Source organism: Streptomyces sp. NPDC054765 (assembly GCF_053612065.1).
On the sequence record NZ_JBSHBP010000025.1, the window covers coordinates 13348 to 28747 of the forward strand.

At 70.8% G+C, this 15400-nt stretch carries 9 protein-coding genes and 1 pseudogene; 4 read left to right on the forward strand and 6 right to left on the reverse strand.

Annotation, left to right across the window (positions count from 1 at the left end; translation table 11 throughout):
* Positions 1-3 precede the first annotated feature (3 nt).
* Positions 4-924 (reverse strand): diiron oxygenase, encoded by a 921-nt coding sequence (locus ACWGJY_RS17975; protein WP_453261770.1) that lies wholly within the window; start codon positions 922-924, stop codon positions 4-6.
* Positions 925-2668: 1744 nt separating this feature from the next.
* Between ACWGJY_RS17975 and recQ the strand changes: the two genes are divergently transcribed.
* Positions 2669-4762 carry a DNA helicase RecQ gene (gene recQ / locus ACWGJY_RS17980; protein ID WP_453261771.1) on the forward strand — a complete coding sequence of 698 codons (2094 nt, stop codon included), beginning with the start codon at positions 2669-2671 and terminating at the stop codon, positions 4760-4762.
* 233 nt (positions 4763-4995) lie between these two features.
* Here recQ and ACWGJY_RS17985 read toward each other — a convergent pair whose 3' ends face one another.
* Positions 4996-6261 (reverse strand): sensor histidine kinase, encoded by a 1266-nt coding sequence (locus ACWGJY_RS17985; protein WP_453261772.1) that lies wholly within the window; start codon positions 6259-6261, stop codon positions 4996-4998.
* On the reverse strand, positions 6258-7049 hold the full coding sequence (locus ACWGJY_RS17990) for a hypothetical protein (protein ID WP_453261773.1): 792 nt from the start codon (positions 7047-7049) through the stop codon (positions 6258-6260). Before ACWGJY_RS17990 ends, ACWGJY_RS17985 begins: the two co-directional genes overlap by 4 nt.
* A gap of 575 nt (positions 7050-7624) precedes the next feature.
* Here ACWGJY_RS17990 and ACWGJY_RS17995 point away from each other — a divergent pair.
* Positions 7625-7909, forward strand: coding sequence for a hypothetical protein (locus ACWGJY_RS17995; protein ID WP_453261774.1), 285 nt, complete (start codon positions 7625-7627; stop codon positions 7907-7909).
* Positions 7910-7981: 72 nt separating this feature from the next.
* Here the strand turns inward: ACWGJY_RS17995 and ACWGJY_RS18000 are convergent, their stop codons facing one another.
* Complete coding sequence (locus ACWGJY_RS18000; protein ID WP_453261775.1) at positions 7982-8818, reverse strand: isocitrate lyase/PEP mutase family protein; 837 nt, start codon at positions 8816-8818, stop codon at positions 7982-7984.
* A gap of 63 nt (positions 8819-8881) precedes the next feature.
* Here ACWGJY_RS18000 and ACWGJY_RS18005 point away from each other — a divergent pair.
* Positions 8882-9229 (forward strand): annotated as a pseudogene (locus ACWGJY_RS18005) (ArsR/SmtB family transcription factor); the annotation flags it as partial.
* A gap of 198 nt (positions 9230-9427) precedes the next feature.
* Here ACWGJY_RS18005 and ACWGJY_RS18010 read toward each other — a convergent pair.
* Together ACWGJY_RS18010 and ACWGJY_RS18015 are read right to left on the reverse strand one after the other, a co-directional pair.
* Positions 9428-10846, reverse strand: coding sequence for a glycosyltransferase family 39 protein (locus tag ACWGJY_RS18010; protein WP_453261831.1), 1419 nt, complete (start codon positions 10844-10846; stop codon positions 9428-9430).
* Between the two features lie 352 nt (positions 10847-11198).
* Positions 11199-13892: a serine hydrolase gene (locus ACWGJY_RS18015; protein ID WP_453261776.1), complete on the reverse strand. Its 2694-nt coding sequence runs from the start codon at positions 13890-13892 to the stop codon at positions 11199-11201.
* A 570-nt stretch (positions 13893-14462) separates the two neighbouring features.
* Between ACWGJY_RS18015 and ACWGJY_RS18020 the strand changes: the two genes are divergently transcribed.
* A complete protein-coding gene (locus tag ACWGJY_RS18020; protein ID WP_453261777.1) occupies positions 14463-15254 on the forward strand; it encodes a GOLPH3/VPS74 family protein in 792 nt (263 codons plus the stop codon).
* The last annotated feature ends 146 nt before the right edge of the window (positions 15255-15400 follow it).

Genomic DNA, 15400 nt, shown 5'->3' on the forward strand with positions numbered 1-15400 from the left:
GGTTCAGATGGCCGGCAGCAGGTCGTCGGCGAAGATCCCCGACTTGACCATGAAGGACATCGGCTTGCGCACCACCTTGCGCTCCAGGTCGCGGCGCCCCGGGTCGGCGACCAGCCGCTCGCGGAACTCCAGGGGCTTGCCGATCCGGGCATCCCGGTAGATCTGCGGGTTGTAGAAGGAGCGGAGGCTGAAGACGATGTAGCGCTTCAGGTACTGCTCGATCTCCTGGCGCTGCTGGTCGGTCACGGTCGTCGCCAGCTCGGAGTAGAGCATCGAGACCAGCTCGCGGCCGAACGCGATGTGCCGGGACTCGTCCTCGTGGTGCACCCGGTTGACCTTGCGGATGGTCTCGTGCAGGGAGTCGTCCGCGGCCATCCGCATGTTGTAGAAGTCGACGATCTCCTCGAAGAGGAGGATCCTGGAGAACACCAGGAAGTTCTCCACCTGGGCGTTGTCATGCGGGATGGAGTTGAGCTTCGGCCCGGTGTAGATCTTGTTGCCGTACCGGAGGCAGAACTCGGCGAAGAACCACATGTGTTCGTTCTCTTCGCCGATGAAGTGGTGGAAGAAGTCCGACGGCAGCTCGAATCCCGTCGTGTGGATGCGTTTGATGACCTCGATCAGCAGCTCACGGATTCCCTCGACGTTGAGGCTGTAGAAGTTGATGCTCTCCCAGCGGGACAGTCTCTGCAACTCCTCGGTCGATAACTCCTGGGCGGCTTGCGTGCCGTAGGTGGACATCAGGTCTTCGCTCATCCACGACATCTGCTCGGGCAGCGAATCAGGCCAGTCGAACTCGCGGTACGGGTTGTAGTAGCCGTCCACCGACTTGTCGATGAGCCGCTTGAGGATCTCAGCGAACCGGGCCGACTGATCCGGTACTTGCGGTGCCTTTCCTGCTACTGCTCCTGCTACTGCGGACATGCTTCTCCCTGTTGTGAATAACTGGAGATGATCGAGAGGGGGGGCTCGGGCACGATTTTTCACTGTGAATCCCGTGGACTTCACGGCGTCCACCGCATGGAGTTGCGGTCCGCTTATCCCGCCGTGGTCATGGGCGGGCCGAGCAGACATTGAGGATGCTAGGCGACCGATACAGCCGCGGCCAGCGACGGCCTGGCCGGCGCGAAGCGGAGTTCATGTCTCCAATTTCACCGTGTGTCGCCCCGGTAGGGGTCTGAGAGCCAATCCCCGTATGTTGCGGCAACATTGCAGCTACATTAAGTGATCAAGGTGACCTCAAACGTGAGTTTGCCCCCGCCGGGCGTTTTTCGGCCGACCCTGGAAAAGCGCAAACCCGAGGTCATGACGGGTTGTGACGATTGCGCTGATGCTCAACAGCTCTTCGGCGAGGGGCCGTTGACGTCACGCTTTGACGCGATCGCGCCCCTGGCTGGTCCGCCATACCTAAACAACTGAGGTCTGGTGTGACCACTGAGGCTCCCGGCGGGATGTGATCCCGGCTGCGCGGTCGGTCTGCTGCCCTGTCGCGGTGCGAACGCCGGGCGGCGGTGATACACCGATGGCCGGCCGTCGGGTATGGGCGTGACAGCCCGTCCGGTCAGGCGCTTTCCCGAAGGATGCGGGTCAGATGCGGGTCAATGTCCTCGGCGTGTCCTCTCCGCCCCCGGAATTGTTCCGGCCCCAGTACCGTTACAGCCGGCAACGAGAAGCCGCCGGGACCGGAGTCCCGAGAGACGGCCTGGCCCCCCGCCATGAGCCCTGCGACCCCGACGGCCGCGGCAGCGACACCAGCAGTCCCGTGAACTGACCGGCCGCTCGGCGAAGTTTCCGGCCGGGCTCCCTCCGCAATCAGCACCTGCACTTGCACTGCGCTTACACCTGCACTTACACCTGCACTTACACCTGCACTTACTTTTGCACCTGCACCTGCACCTGCACCTCGCGGCGGCGGAAGACCGGGTGGGCGAGCATCATGAAGAGCAAGCCGGAGTCAACGTCAACCGAACCGGGCTTTGAGCAGTTCCACCAGGCACTCAAGAGCCGCGTGGAATCTCTGCATTCTGCGGCCTCTCGACGCGGAGATCCTTCACTGCCCGATGTGCAGGTGACATCGTCCACTTCCTGATGTGCAGGTGACATCGTCGCACCAGATGCGCGGGCTTGCCGAGAGCAGCTCCCTGACGTTCCTCTGCGGAAATCCCTACGGATTCGGCAAGACTGCGGTGTCACCGAAACACCCGGTGGCACACATCCGGTGGCACACACCCGGTGGCACCGCCTCTTTCGTCAGCCCGATATCACTATGACGTGCTCGATGTCGAAGGGCAGTTCACCTCTCTGCGGCAGGTGCCATCAGGACCTGTGGCGGCGGGTGTGCGCGCCTTGGGATGCCGCTTTGCGGACGGTCCCCTGAATCGCCGCCCGTGAGAGCACCGGCCCCCAGCCACCCGCGCCGTACGCCCTCGCACGGTGCGAGAAATGAGCGACCGCCCCTGGCCAGGGCGGCGGACGTTCCGCTGGGGCACCAGCAGCGCCGCGCGCGGACCGATACCGATGAGGGGGCCGGTGGCCACAGGCCCGCCGCGGCGCCGACAGCTCCCTCTTCGGCGTGCCCGAGCGGCCTGGCCGGCGGGTCCGCCCGGCTGAGTGGTGGGTTATCCACAGGGCCGCGCGGGGACTGCGCGGTACCTCGTAGGCTTCAGGAATGGCTCTGGCGGACGTGGAAGTGGTCGTGGACATGGATGTGGAAGGCGCATCGGACGCAAGCGAGGCGGTGCAGGTGCTGCGCCGGGTGTTCGGGTACGAGTCGTTCCGCGGCAGTCAGCAGGAGATCATCGAGCACGTCATAGGGGGCGGGGACGCCGTCGTCCTGATGCCGACCGGTGGCGGCAAGTCGCTGTGCTATCAGATTCCCTCGCTGGTCAGAGGCGGTGTGGGGATTGTCGTCTCGCCGTTGATCGCGTTGATGCAGGACCAGGTCGATGCCCTGCGGGCGCTCGGGGTGCGGGCCGGGTTCCTCAATTCGACACAGGATCTGGAGGAGCGGCGGCTCGTCGAGGCCGAGTTCCTGGCCGGGGAGCTGGATCTGCTGTATCTGGCACCCGAGCGGCTGCGGGTCGAGCAGACACTGAACCTGCTGGACCGCGGGAAGATCTCGCTCTTCGCGATCGACGAGGCGCACTGTGTCGCGCAGTGGGGCCATGACTTCCGGCCGGACTATCTGGCGCTGTCGATGCTGCACGAGCGCTGGCCCGAGGTGCCGCGGATCGCGCTGACCGCCACCGCGACCGAGGCCACCCATACCGAGATCACCTCGCGGCTGCGGATGGCGGACGCCCGGCATTTCGTGGCGAGCTTCGACCGGCCGAACATCCAGTACCGGATCGCGGCCAAGAGCGAGCCCAAGAAGCAGCTGCTGGAGCTGCTGCGGACCGAGCATGCGGGCGACGCGGGGATCGTCTACTGCCTGTCGCGGGCCTCGGTGGAGAAGACCGCGCAGTTCCTGGTGGAGAACGGCATCGCGGCAGTGCCGTACCACGCGGGTCTCGACCCGCGGACGCGCGCCGAGCACCAGGCCCGCTTCCTGCGCGAGGACGGACTGACCGTGGTCGCCACGATTGCGTTCGGGATGGGCATCGACAAGCCGGATGTGCGGTTCGTGGCGCATCTGGATCTGCCGAAGTCGGTGGAGGGCTACTACCAGGAGACGGGGCGTGCCGGGCGGGACGGGCAGCCGTCGACGGCCTGGCTGGCGTACGGGCTGCAGGATGTGGTGCAGCAGCGGAAGATGATCGACGGGTCGGAGGGGGACGAGGCGCACCGGCGGCGGCTGTCGGCCCATCTCGACGCGATGCTGGCGCTGTGCGAGACGGTGCAGTGCCGGCGGATCCGGCTGCTGGACTACTTCGGACAGGAGAGCGGCCCATGCGGCAACTGCGATACGTGCCTGACCCCGCCGGAGACCTGGGACGGCACGGTGGCCGCACAGAAGCTGCTGTCCACGGTCGTACGCCTGAAGCGTGAGCGCGGCCAGAAGTTCGGTGCGGGGCAGATCATCGACATCCTGACGGGGAAGAAGACCGCCAAGGTCATTCAGTTCGATCACGACGGGCTGAGCGTCTTCGGGGTGGGGGACGACCTCCGGGAAGCCGAATGGCGCGGTGTGGTACGGCAGTTGCTGGCGCAGGGGCTGCTCGCCGTCGAGGGCGATTACGGCACGCTGGTGCTCACGGAGACGAGCGGCGAGGTGCTGGGCGGCCGGCGCGAGGTGCTGATGCGGCGGGAGCCAGAGAAGGCGGCGCGGGCGGCCAAGGCGAAGGCGAAGGGCAAGCGCGCGGCGCCGGCGGATCTGCCGGAGGAGGCGCTGCCGGTCTTCGAGGCGCTGCGCGGCTGGCGCGGCCGTACGGCCAAGGAACAGGGCGTGCCCGCGTATGTGATCTTCCACGATGCGACGCTGCGGGAGATTGCCGCCCTCCGGCCGACGACGACGGCCGAGCTCGGCGCGGTCAACGGCGTCGGCGAGAACAAGCTCGCGAAGTACGGCCCGCAGATCTTGGATGTGCTGGCGGGGCGGGAGGCCCCCGGCGGAGAAGGCGCCGATGGGCCGGGGGCAGGCGAGGAGGTGGAGGCAACCGGGACGGCCGGAGGCGGCGGGACGCCCGGGAGGAGCGGGATGACCGGACCGAGCGGGACGGCCCGGACAAGCGGGCCGGCCGGGACGACCGGTGGTGGCCCTGCCGTACCGGAGCCTGTGGATGACGAGGTGCTGCCGGAGCCGCCGGATGACATTGACTGGTGAGAGCGCTCAAGGGGGCCGGTGAAAGGGCCGGCGACCGGCGTCACGGCTCACGGGACCGGCGAAGGCAGCCGCGACCGCAGCCGGATGGCCGGGCAGCGGCCGGCGGACCGACCGGCCGACCGGCCGACCGATAATGGCCGACCGTGTGACCGGCCGACGGGGTGACCAGCCGACGAGCAACCGGCTGACGGGATGACCGGCCGGCGGCCGATTCGCCGGCGGCCGTCGGGGCATCACGTGACGGGGGCGTCACGCGGCAGTCGGAGGATCGTGCGGGCGCCCCCGTCGGGGGCGTTGGTGAAGCGGAGGTCGATGCCCAGGACCGCGGACTGGCCGACGGCGATGGTCAGGCCCAGGCCGTGTCCCTTGCCGCGGCCCGGAGCGTCGGTGCGGAAGCGCTGCGGGCCGTGATGCAGCAGGTCGACGGGGTAGCCGGGGCCGTGGTCGCGTACCTCGATGGTCGGCGGGCCGCCGGGCGGGGCCTCAACGGTGACCACGACCGGGGGCCGGCCGTGCCGGTGTGCGTTGATGACGAGGTTGGTGACGATGCGGTCGAGGCGGCGCCGGTCGGTCTCGACCACCGTGTCGGCAGCGATGCGCACCACGGTGTCGAGGCCGGTGGCGCGTACGGAGCCTTCGACCAGCGCCCCGAGGCCGTACGCGGAGAGATCGGCGTGCTCGGTGCCGGAGTCCAGCCGGGAGATCTCCAGCAGATCCTCGGTGAGCCGGCGCAGCGCCCGCAGCCGATCGTTGATCATCTCCTTGGGGCGGCCCTCCGGGAGCAGCTCGGCCGAGGCGAGGATGCCGGTGAGCGGCGTACGGAGCTCATGTGCGACATCGGCGGTGAAGCGCTGTTCGGACTGCAGACGGCTCTGCAGGGAGCCCGCCACCGAGTCCAGCGCCGCGGCCACCGCCGCCACCTCGTCCGCCGAGCCGCCGCCCGGCCGCTGATCTGCGCCGTTGCCGACCCTGGCGTCCAGATCACCGGCGGTGATACGGCGCGCGACCGCCGCCGTGGTGCCCAGCCGACGGCTGATGCGATGGGCCAGGAACAGTCCGGCGAGCGCCACGACCGCGGCGGCGACCACGGCCGAGCCGAGGATGGCGGTGTCGAGCTTCTCCAGGGAGCGGCGGGTGTTGCCGTAGGGCGCCCAGACGGCCATGACCTGACTGTCGGCCGGCGCCGCCGCCCACATGACGGGGCGGCCCCGATACGTCCCCACCATGGTGCCGCGTTGACCGGACCGCGCCAACCGGCGTAGCTCGTGAGGCAGTTGGGGCGGGTCGAGAAGGGAGTTGAGGCCCTCGCGTGAGGTGCCGTACTCGAACAGGTCCAGGGCGGTCTCGAGGTTGGCGCGGGTCTCCTTGCGGACCTGGCCGACGGTCTGGCGGGCCACCGCATTGTGGACGAGGACACCGAGCACGGCGGCGACCGCGCAGCTCACCGCCATCACGGTCAGCGCGATCTTCCAGCGGAGGGAGACCGCCGGGCGCTTCACGGGCTGCCGCCGCCGGGCTGCGGGGTCTGGGGCGTGCGGGCATCGTCGAGGGTGAGGTTCCACAGCCCCATCGAATTGCCGTCCCAGACGTAGTCGGTGACGCTGACGTAGCGCGGGTCCTTGGTGGGCTCACGGATGGCGAGGTGCCCGGCCGCCAGCTCGACACCGGCCAGCACACCGCGCAGCACGAGCACCCGGGTCACCACCGAGTGCCGGACGCTGTAGACGCGCAGCTCACTGGTGCGGGGGTCCAGGTTGACGGCCATGATCAGGTCCGGCTTGCCGTCGCCCGTGAGGTCGTGCAGTTCGGGGCGGCGTACGGACTTCGGGGCGGGCGGCGTCCAGCCCTGCGCGGCGATGTCGGCGTCGAGGACGGCGAGCGGGTTCGCGTCCGCCATGGTGCCGCCGGGGATCCGCGGGACATGCGGTACGGGCACCAGAGCCGCCGGATTCTCGTCCCGGCGGGGCGGCGCGGGCGAATAGTCCGGCCACAGCACCAACGGCGCATCCACGTCCCGGGCCCGCCCCTCGTTCTGCAGACCCTCCACGCCCGCACACCCGGCGACCAGGACGAGTGAGGCGAGGGCGGCGAGAACCGCGAGGAGGGCGGGGAGACGGGGAAGGGCGGGGAGACGGGGAAGGGCGGGGAGACGGGGAAGCGCGGGGCGGGGCGAGCGGCCGGAGCGGTACGCACGGGCGGCACAGCACGAGCGGGCGGGGAGCGTGGCGAGGGCAGAGAGGGGGGTGGAGAGACAGGTCGGCGCCGTGCGGGGTCGCAGCCGTCGCATATCGTCGCCACCGCCTTTGCGCCTTGCCGCTGTAGCTGCCTTGCCCGCCGTCTCCTGCTGCCCTGCCGTCCCGTCAGCCGTCCTGCCGCGCCGCTGCCCGTCCGACGTCCCGCTGTCCCGCTGTCCCGCTGTCCCGCTGTCCCGCCTCCCGCTCTCCGGCCTGCTCTGCCGCGACACCACACCACCGAGCCACCGCGCCGCAGGGCCCCCACGCCGCAGGGCCACCGCACCGCCGGGCCACCGCACCGCCGGACGCCGGACGCAGCGCCCTCAGCGCGAATGGCCCCGCTGAGCCGATCACCAGACGTGATCACGCCACCGGGAATCCCCGTATACGCCGACGTAACACGACACAAAGCTATCCAAGATAGCGAGGGACGGAATCTTCAGATCGGCCATTCCGATGGCTTTTGAGGTCTTTTGTCCCCACCGGGCGGAGTTCCTTCACACGACCGCTCCCAGAGATCTCGGCGACTGTTACACAACGTACGGATTACCGTTAAGGACGCTCCGTAACGTGGTCCTCAGCACCGTGCCCCTACGGCGGCCCGAGCCGCCCACGACGAGGAGTACCCATGCGGGCCCAGCGCCGCTCCGTGATCCGTACCGCCACCGTCGCGACCGGCGCGCTGGCCGTCCTGCTGCTTCCCACGGGTGCTGCCTTCGCCGCCGACTCCACCGCGCCCACGGAGAGCCGGAAGTCGATCATGCTGCCGGACAACGGCCTGGCCGGACTCGCCGAAAGGGCCGGACACCTGCCCAAGGCCGGGGTGATAGGCGGTGCGGGTGCGCTGGGCGTGGCCGGCGCGGCCGTCGGCGTGCACCGCCGGCGCCACGGCAGCCGGGGCCGGCAGGCCTGACCCCGCCCCGGCTCTTCCCCTGCCCCTGCCCCTGCCCCGACTCCGGCCCCTCCCCGGCCCCGGCCCCGGCCCCTACTCCTCCCCCACCACCAACCGCTGCACCTCCTCATAGCCCAGCGCCTCACCCCCCGCCCCGGCCGCACTCGCCGCCCGTTGGCCCGTACGGATGGCGTCCGCGGCGGTGAGAGTGGCCTGCAGGGCCGTACGGAAGAGCAGGGAGCCGGTGCTGATGCGGCGTACGCCGAGATCCGCCAGACGGCTGACGGTGTGCTGTCCGGGGGCGAAGAGAATGTTCAGCGGCGCGGGGATCTCGGCGGCCAGGACCGATACGTCCTCGTCGGCGGTGACGCCCGGCACGAAGATGCCGTCCGCCCCCGCGGCCAGATAGGTCTCGGCGCGCGCAAGCGTCACCGACAGCGGCGGCGGGCTGTCCGTCAGCCAGTGGGTGTCGATCCGGGCGTTGAGGTACAGGCCCGGCGCCCGCTCCTTCACCGCGCTGATCAATTCGGCCTGGCGCACCGGATCCTGCAGCCCCTCGCCGCCGGGCAACCCGTCCTCCAGGTTCAGCCCGGCAGCCCCGGCCTCCGCCAACTCGGCCGCCAGATCCCCTACTTGGCCGGGTTCGCTGCCGAATCCCCCCTCCACGTCGACCGTGTACGGGCAGGGCAGCCGGCCGTTGAGCCGCAGCGCCAGGGCCAGCGTCGCGTCCCGGACCTCGGCGAGCCCGCGCCCGTCCGGATACCCGTGGGCCGCGGCGACACCCAGGCTCGTCGTACCGACCGCCGCATATCCGGCCCCGGCGAGCGCGAGGGCCGAGATGACATCCCAGGCGTTGGGCAGCAGCAGCGGCTGGTCGGCATGGTGCAGCGCATGGAAGTGGAAGGTGGCGTACTCCGGGGAGGTGCTCATGTGGGCACCGTAGGCCGGAGTCCCTTCGGTAGGCGCCGAAGACTCGCGGCGGACAGGGGAGTCATGACCACTCCGGCGTACAGTACCGAGCTCGCACGGCTGGCCGCGCTGCTCGCGGACCGCACCCGGGCCGCCTTCTGTCTGGCCCTGCTCGACGGGCGGGCCTGGACCGCCGGCGAGCCGGCCGCCTACGCGCAGGTCGCCCCCTCGACGGCGAGCGAGCATCTGACCCGGCTGACCGACGGCGGGCTGCTGGTCGAGCGGCACCAGGGCCGCCACCGTTACGTCCAGCTCGCCGGTCCGCGCGTCGCTGAGCTGCTGGAATCCCTGACCGCGCAGCTCGGCCCGCCGGCCGAGCGGCCACGCGGGCTGCGCGCGGTGAACGCCTCCACCGCGCTCGCCCCGCCCAGGGGCCCGCCCGCCGAAGCATCCGCACCGCCCCGGCTCCCGTCGAAGAAGCGCCCGCGACACCGCCCGGGGCCGAGCCACCCACCCGCCTGCCGGCCCTCCCCGACTCCCTGCCTCCCCATCTCCCCATCTCCCCGACTCCCCACCTCCCCGACTCCTCGCCTTCCTCGCCTCCACGCCCTCAGGCCACGAGCGAACCGGCTATCTGTCCCCGCCACATTCCCCCGGCCGCGCGTACACGGTGATCCGGGCGCCCCGCACCCGCACACTGCGGCAGATCTCGAACGCGGCATGCAGCGTGGTCCGTTTGGCGATCTCCTGGTCGTTGTCGTCGGCCGGCTGGCCATCCGGGTCACCGGCGACGACGATCCGGCGGGCGGCCAGCATCCGGTCGCGTATCGCATCGCCGGACCGCTCGGTGCCGTAGAGGGTGTGCGAGGCCGACGGGCTCTTGGCCAGGGCGAGATCGTGCAGCCCGCGGAAGTCGTGCGGCAGGGTCGCCCGCCAGATCCGCCGCCGGGACGGCATGAACAGCAGCCCGTCGCCGGGCTCGGACACCCCCCGTACGGCGTGCGCGATCGCGGTGACATCGTCGACCCGGCTGTCCGGGCTGCGCAGATGGACGTTGACGGGCAGCAGCGCCGCCAGGACCAGTACCACCGTCATCATCCACCGCAGCTGCCGGCCACGGGTCTGGCCCAGCTCGCCGGCCGGCCGCAGCAGCCGCGCCAGTGCCGCGCCCGCAAGGAGCGCGAACCCGACGACGTAGTAGAGGACATAGCGGTCCACGTAGGCCGGTTCGACGTGGGAGAGGAGCAGCAGGAGGAGGGTGGGCAGGAGCAGCAAGGGGATGCCGAGGGCACGCAGTCCGATCGGGCCGCGGGAGCGGACCCGGACCCGGGCGCAGGCGACGCCGAGGACCGCGAGCACGGCGAAGGTCAGCAGCTGGAGGGGGTCCGGCCACATGAGCCAGCTGATCTGTGCCGACTGCCGGGTGCTGAACACCGCGAGCGGTGCCAGACCGGCGAGAGTGGTGACCGCGGCGAGCAGCCAGGCGCGCAGTACCCGGCGGGGCAGGCGCGCGAGGATCACCGCGGCGCCGTGCGCGGGCAGCGCGAGTGACGCGAACTCGTGCAGCAGGCAGGCGAGCAGCATCAACGCCGTATAGCCGAGCCACAGTTGCCGACGCGGGCGGGCGGCCGTCAGCACCAGCAGATAACTGGCCCAGACGACCAGCGCACAGACCGTCGCGTACGAGCGGCCTTCCTGTGCGTACTGCTGCACCACGGGGATCAGCGCGAAGGTGCAGCCCGCCAGCAGCCCCGCCCGCCGGCCGACCAGCCGCTCCCCCAGCAGGGCCACCCCCGCGGCGGCGGCGGTCATCGCGGCCACGGACGGCAGCCGCAGGCCGACCACCTCGCCGAGGGTGACGTCGAGGGTGACGTCGTAGACGCGGAACCAGAGGTGCATCAGCGCGTAGTAGAGGCCATGGACGACATCGGCGTGCAGCAGCGTGTGCCACAGATCGGCCAGGCTGCGGTGCGCCATGTCGTAGGTGACCGCCTCGTCCCGCCAGATGGCGTCCTGCCGGCGGATCCCCCACGCCCCCAGGAACAGCATCAGCCCGGAGGGCGTCAACACCACCGCGCCCTGTGCCACCCAGGCCCCGCGGGCGGCTATGGCGGACGCGGACGTCTTCTGCGCTTGCGCTACGTCGATGACGGGCTCCGGTCACGTACGGGACGGACGGACAGACAGACAGGCGAACGAACGATCACACACGGGCGGACGTACTGCGTGGCCGGCGAAAGGCCCCGGGGCCTGCACAGACTCCGGGGCCGAGGGTGGAAGGCCGAAGGTGGAAGGCCGAGGGCCGGTGGCGGAGAGCGGATGACCGAGGGCCGGTGGCCTATGACCTATGGCCTATGGCCGAGGGGCTCCGGGCCGGCCGCCCGGAGCCCCTCGGCACGTCTCATCCGAGGCGGATCAGCTTCGCCCCGAAGGTCGGCTCGACGAGATCCTGCTGCAGGGCCACCGGCACGTTCTGCGTGCTCTGCCCGTTGCCGACCGTCAGCGCGCCGACCACGGTACCGGCCTTGGCGGTGTGCGGGATGCCCTTGCCGCCGTCGTTCATGGAGAACGTCGCCTTCAAACCGGACCAGCCGACCGCGGACAGGTCCTTGGTCGCCACGACCGGCGTCTCGCCGCCGAGACCGTCGTCCACGTAGCCGACGACCTGGCCCTTCTTCACCACGGTGGCCGAGACCAGCGCATCGCGGGCCGCCGTGATCACCTTCTTGCTGTTGGCCAGGACCAGCGCGAGCTGGGCGTTGGGGTCCGAGCTGTTGGTGTGCTGGTCCATGGTCACACCGAGCAGCAGCTGGTCCTTGCCACCGACGGTGCGGTATCCGGACCACATGAACGTGCCGCCGGCCGGCGTGCTCGACCCCGTCTTGATGCCGCTGACCTTGCCCGGCATCGTCGTGAGCAGGCTGTTGTTGTTGAAGATCCGCTCCGGCAGCTCGGGGACCTGGGCGTTCTCGGTGCGCACGACCTGGCGGAACACATCGTTCTTGACGACCTGTTCGGCGAGCTTGAGCTGGTCGACGGCGGTGCTCACGGTCGACTTGTCCAGGCCGCTGGGGTCGGTGTACGTCGTCTTGGACATCCCCAGCTTCTTGGCGGCGGCGTTCATCTTCTTCAAAAAGGCCGCCTCGGACCCGGCGTCCCAACGGGCCAGCTGCCGCGCAACGTTGTTGCCCGACGGGATCATCAGCATCTGCATCATCTGGTACTGCGTGAACTGCTGATCCTTCTTGAGCGGAACGCGCGACTCGCCGTCCTTGTTCGAGTCCGCCTCACCCTGTGCGTCGACCTTGATCATCTCGCCCGTCTCGCCCTTCTTGAGCGGGTGGTCGCGCAGAATCACATACGCCGTCATCACCTTGGCGACGCTCGCCGTCGGCACCGGCTTGGCCTGGCCGGACGTGCCCAGGCTGCCGACGCCGACGACCTTGACGGCGGCCTGGCCCTGGTCGGGCCACGGCATGGCGAGCTTGCCGCCCTGGAAAGTGAACGTGGTCGACGCGCCGACGGCCAGATGGGGGGCGGGCAGCGGACGCATCGCCTGGGCGACCACGAAGATGACCGCCAGCAGCGCCACCAGCGGGGTCCAGATCTTGAACCGGCGGGCGACCGTGCGCAGCGGAGTCTCGGGCGGCGGCGGAGTGTTGGTGAGCTTCGCCAGGAGGTCGAGCGGCGGCAGGGGCTCCTGCGTGGTCCGCTCCGACTCGGGCAGCGCGGCGGCAGCGGCCGCGGCGCCTGCGTCCGCGGGCGGCATGGCACCCGGGCGGCCGGCGGGCTTGGGCGGCGCGGTCGGCTCGGCGGGCTTCGCGGGCTCGGCGGGCTTGGCGGCGGGCTCGACGGGCTTGGCGGCGGGCAGCGCGCCGGTGGCCTTGCCTTCCGGCTTGTCCGCTGCCTTGTCCGCCGTCTTGGCGGCTGCCTTCCCGTCCGCCCCGTCCGCGGGCTTCTCCACCGCCTTGTCGGGCGTGCGGGCGGGCGTCCTGGGCGCCGTCTTGCCCAGCGACTTGCCGGCCGTACCGTCATCCGCCGACTTCAGCGCCACGAACTGGCTGGTCCGCTCGGAGTCCCACCCAGGAGCGGTCGCCGCCTTGGCGCCGTCCTTGGCGTCGGTCTTGGCGCCGTCCTTCGCGCCGTCCTTCGCGTCGGTCTTGGCGTCAGCCTTCGCGTCGGTCTTGGCGCCGGCCTGGCCGTTGCTCTCGGGCTTGCCGGGCGTCTTGCCGTTGCTCTCGGCCGCGTCCTTGGCCGCGCCCTTGTCCTTGGCCGCGTCCTTCCCCTTGGCGGGCGGGTTGATCTTGAATGCGGTGGTCGCCTGGTCGACGGCATCGGCCGCCGCACCCTTCCCCGTCAGCTTCGCGACAGCAAACACCCGGGTCGCTTCGTCAACCGCCGACCCATCGGCCTCGGCCTCGTCGTCGACCGCGCCGTCGCCCTTGCCGTCGCCCTTGCCGACGGCCTTGCCGTCACCCTTGCCGTCCGCCTTGCCGTCCGCCGCAGCGCCGACCCGCCCATCAGGCTTGCTCTTCTGCGGCCCGACGGTCTTGAACACGGCGGTCGGCTGGTCGACGACCTTGGGCGCGACGGAAGAACCCGACTCGGCCGCGCCCTCGGGCTCAGCCTCACCCCCGGACTCGGACTCGGCCTTCGCCCCAGCCTTGGGCGTGGCCTTCCCGCCCGCCTTCCGGCCCGCCTCCACGTCGGCCACCGTCTCGCCGGCCTTGGCGCCCGAGGCCTTCACGTCGGACCGCGCCGCCCCCTTCGCCGCCGGCTTTGCGGCGGCACCGCCGGCGCCCGCGTCCGCGCCCTCGGCCGCTTCCGCGCCCGCGCCCCCCTCGGGACCGCTGGACGCCGCGGAGGTCTCACCGTCGCCGCTCACGCTCTCACCATCGCCGTTCCCGCTCTTACGGTCGCCGGCCGCGCTCTCGCCACCGCCGTCGCCCGCCTCGGCCCCGGCCTCGGCTCCCGTCTCGCCCTCGTCGCCCCCCGCGACCCAGGCGGCCACAGCGGCCCGCAGGCGGTCGTCGCCACCCGTGGTGCCACCAGCGCCCTCAGCGCCCTCCTGAGCCACCTCGGAGGCCTCGGACACCGCAGGCTCCTCGGACGCTCCGGACACCCCGGCTCCCGCCCCGGCCGAATCCGCAGACCCCGATGCGGCCGCAGCCCCGGATTCGGCCGGGGACTCCGACTTCGCTTCTCCAGACCCGGACTTCGCCCCGGATTCCGCCTTCGCCGCAGACTTCGGCGCCGCCGCAGCCTCCGGCTTCTCCTCAGGCTTCGAGTCCGTAGCGGCCCCCGCCTCCTTCGCCGGCTCAGCCGGCTCCCCGCGGAAGGCCGACAGGCGCGGATCGCGTTTGTTCCGCGCCGTCCTCCCCGACGACTGCTTCTTGTCCGACTTGTCGGGGGACTCGCCCGCCACCGATGTCTCCTTCATACGTCGCACTGCCTGCCTGGCCCAGTGTTTCCAAGTGTCCTGTGTCCGCGCGGCACCACTTCGCCGCCACGCGTACCGGAAGGCGCCGCACCCCACAGAAAGATGTCGCCGACGTGCAAGACGAGAACGACATACCTACCGGTTCCCTACCGAACCCCCCACGCACCCTCGACAGATGAATGTGAGAGGGGTCACCCTGTCATTCATCCACGCGGGGAGGCATGGATGGGCAGGAGCCGCAGAACAATTCCGGAGGAGCTTCTGCTGCTCGCTTTGGACCCGACGACGGGTACCACAGCGCAGCCGCAGTCGCTCGACCTCGGCCTGGCCGGGGCCCAGCTAGTAGAGCTGGCTCTGGCAGGACGGATAGCCCCAGACGGGGATCGTATCGCCGTGGTGATGGCACGGCCGACAGGAGATCCAACTCTGGACTCCGCGCTCGAATTGCTGCGGCGACGCGGCAGTCCGGTGCGCGCGGTCCACTGGATCGGCGGGCCCCGGCTGGGGCTGCGCCAGACCTACCTCACGCACCTCGAACGGTGCGGCATGGTGCATGCCGTGGCGGGACAGATGTGCGGGGTGCTGCCGACGACGCGCTACCAGGCGACGGAGACGGCCATCAGCCGGGAAATCAGGGTCCGGCTGGACAACGCGATCCGCACCGGCGTACCCCCGGACCCGCGGACCGCGGCGCTCGCCGCGCTGGCCCATGCGGTCGGACTCGGCAAGCATCTGTATCCAGGGAACGAAGGGCGTTCATCGCGCTCCCGTCTCCGGGATCTGATCCGACACGACCCGATGGGCGGGCTGGTCGCACACGCCGTCATGGATGTGCAGAACGGCGTGGGGGCGCAGCCCCGGCGGCCGCAGACCGCCGGCGCGGGAGCAGTGGGAGCAGTGGGAGCAGTGGGAGCAGCCGTACGGCAGCCGGCAGCCCGCGCCACGGCCGAGCCGGCCGGCGCGCCGGGCCAGTCGCGGCACAGCCACAGCCGGATGGCCCGGGTAGGTGCCCGCTGACATCACAGGAGCCCGCTGACGCCACAGCCCACTGACGCCGCAGGACGCCCGGCTGACGCCATAGGACGTCGACTGACGCCATAGGACGTCGACGCGACGGCGCAGGACGTCGGCTGACGCCACAGGGCGCCGGCCGACGTCTCGCG

What these genes read in the sequence shown, in the direction of transcription:
- ACWGJY_RS17975 (WP_453261770.1), bottom strand. Translation starts at nt 924, where the DNA reads ATGTCCGCAGTAGCAGGAGCAGTAGCAGGAAAGGCACCGCAAGTACCG.
- recQ (WP_453261771.1), top strand. Translation starts at nt 2,669, where the DNA reads ATGGCTCTGGCGGACGTGGAAGTGGTCGTGGACATGGATGTGGAAGGC.
- ACWGJY_RS17990 (WP_453261773.1), bottom strand. Translation starts at nt 7,049, where the DNA reads ATGCGACGGCTGCGACCCCGCACGGCGCCGACCTGTCTCTCCACCCCC.
- ACWGJY_RS17995 (WP_453261774.1), top strand. Translation starts at nt 7,625, where the DNA reads ATGCGGGCCCAGCGCCGCTCCGTGATCCGTACCGCCACCGTCGCGACC.
- ACWGJY_RS18000 (WP_453261775.1), bottom strand. Translation starts at nt 8,818, where the DNA reads ATGAGCACCTCCCCGGAGTACGCCACCTTCCACTTCCATGCGCTGCAC.
- ACWGJY_RS18010 (WP_453261831.1), bottom strand. Translation starts at nt 10,846, where the DNA reads ATGCTGTTCCTGGGGGCGTGGGGGATCCGCCGGCAGGACGCCATCTGG.
- ACWGJY_RS18020 (WP_453261777.1), top strand. Translation starts at nt 14,463, where the DNA reads ATGGGCAGGAGCCGCAGAACAATTCCGGAGGAGCTTCTGCTGCTCGCT.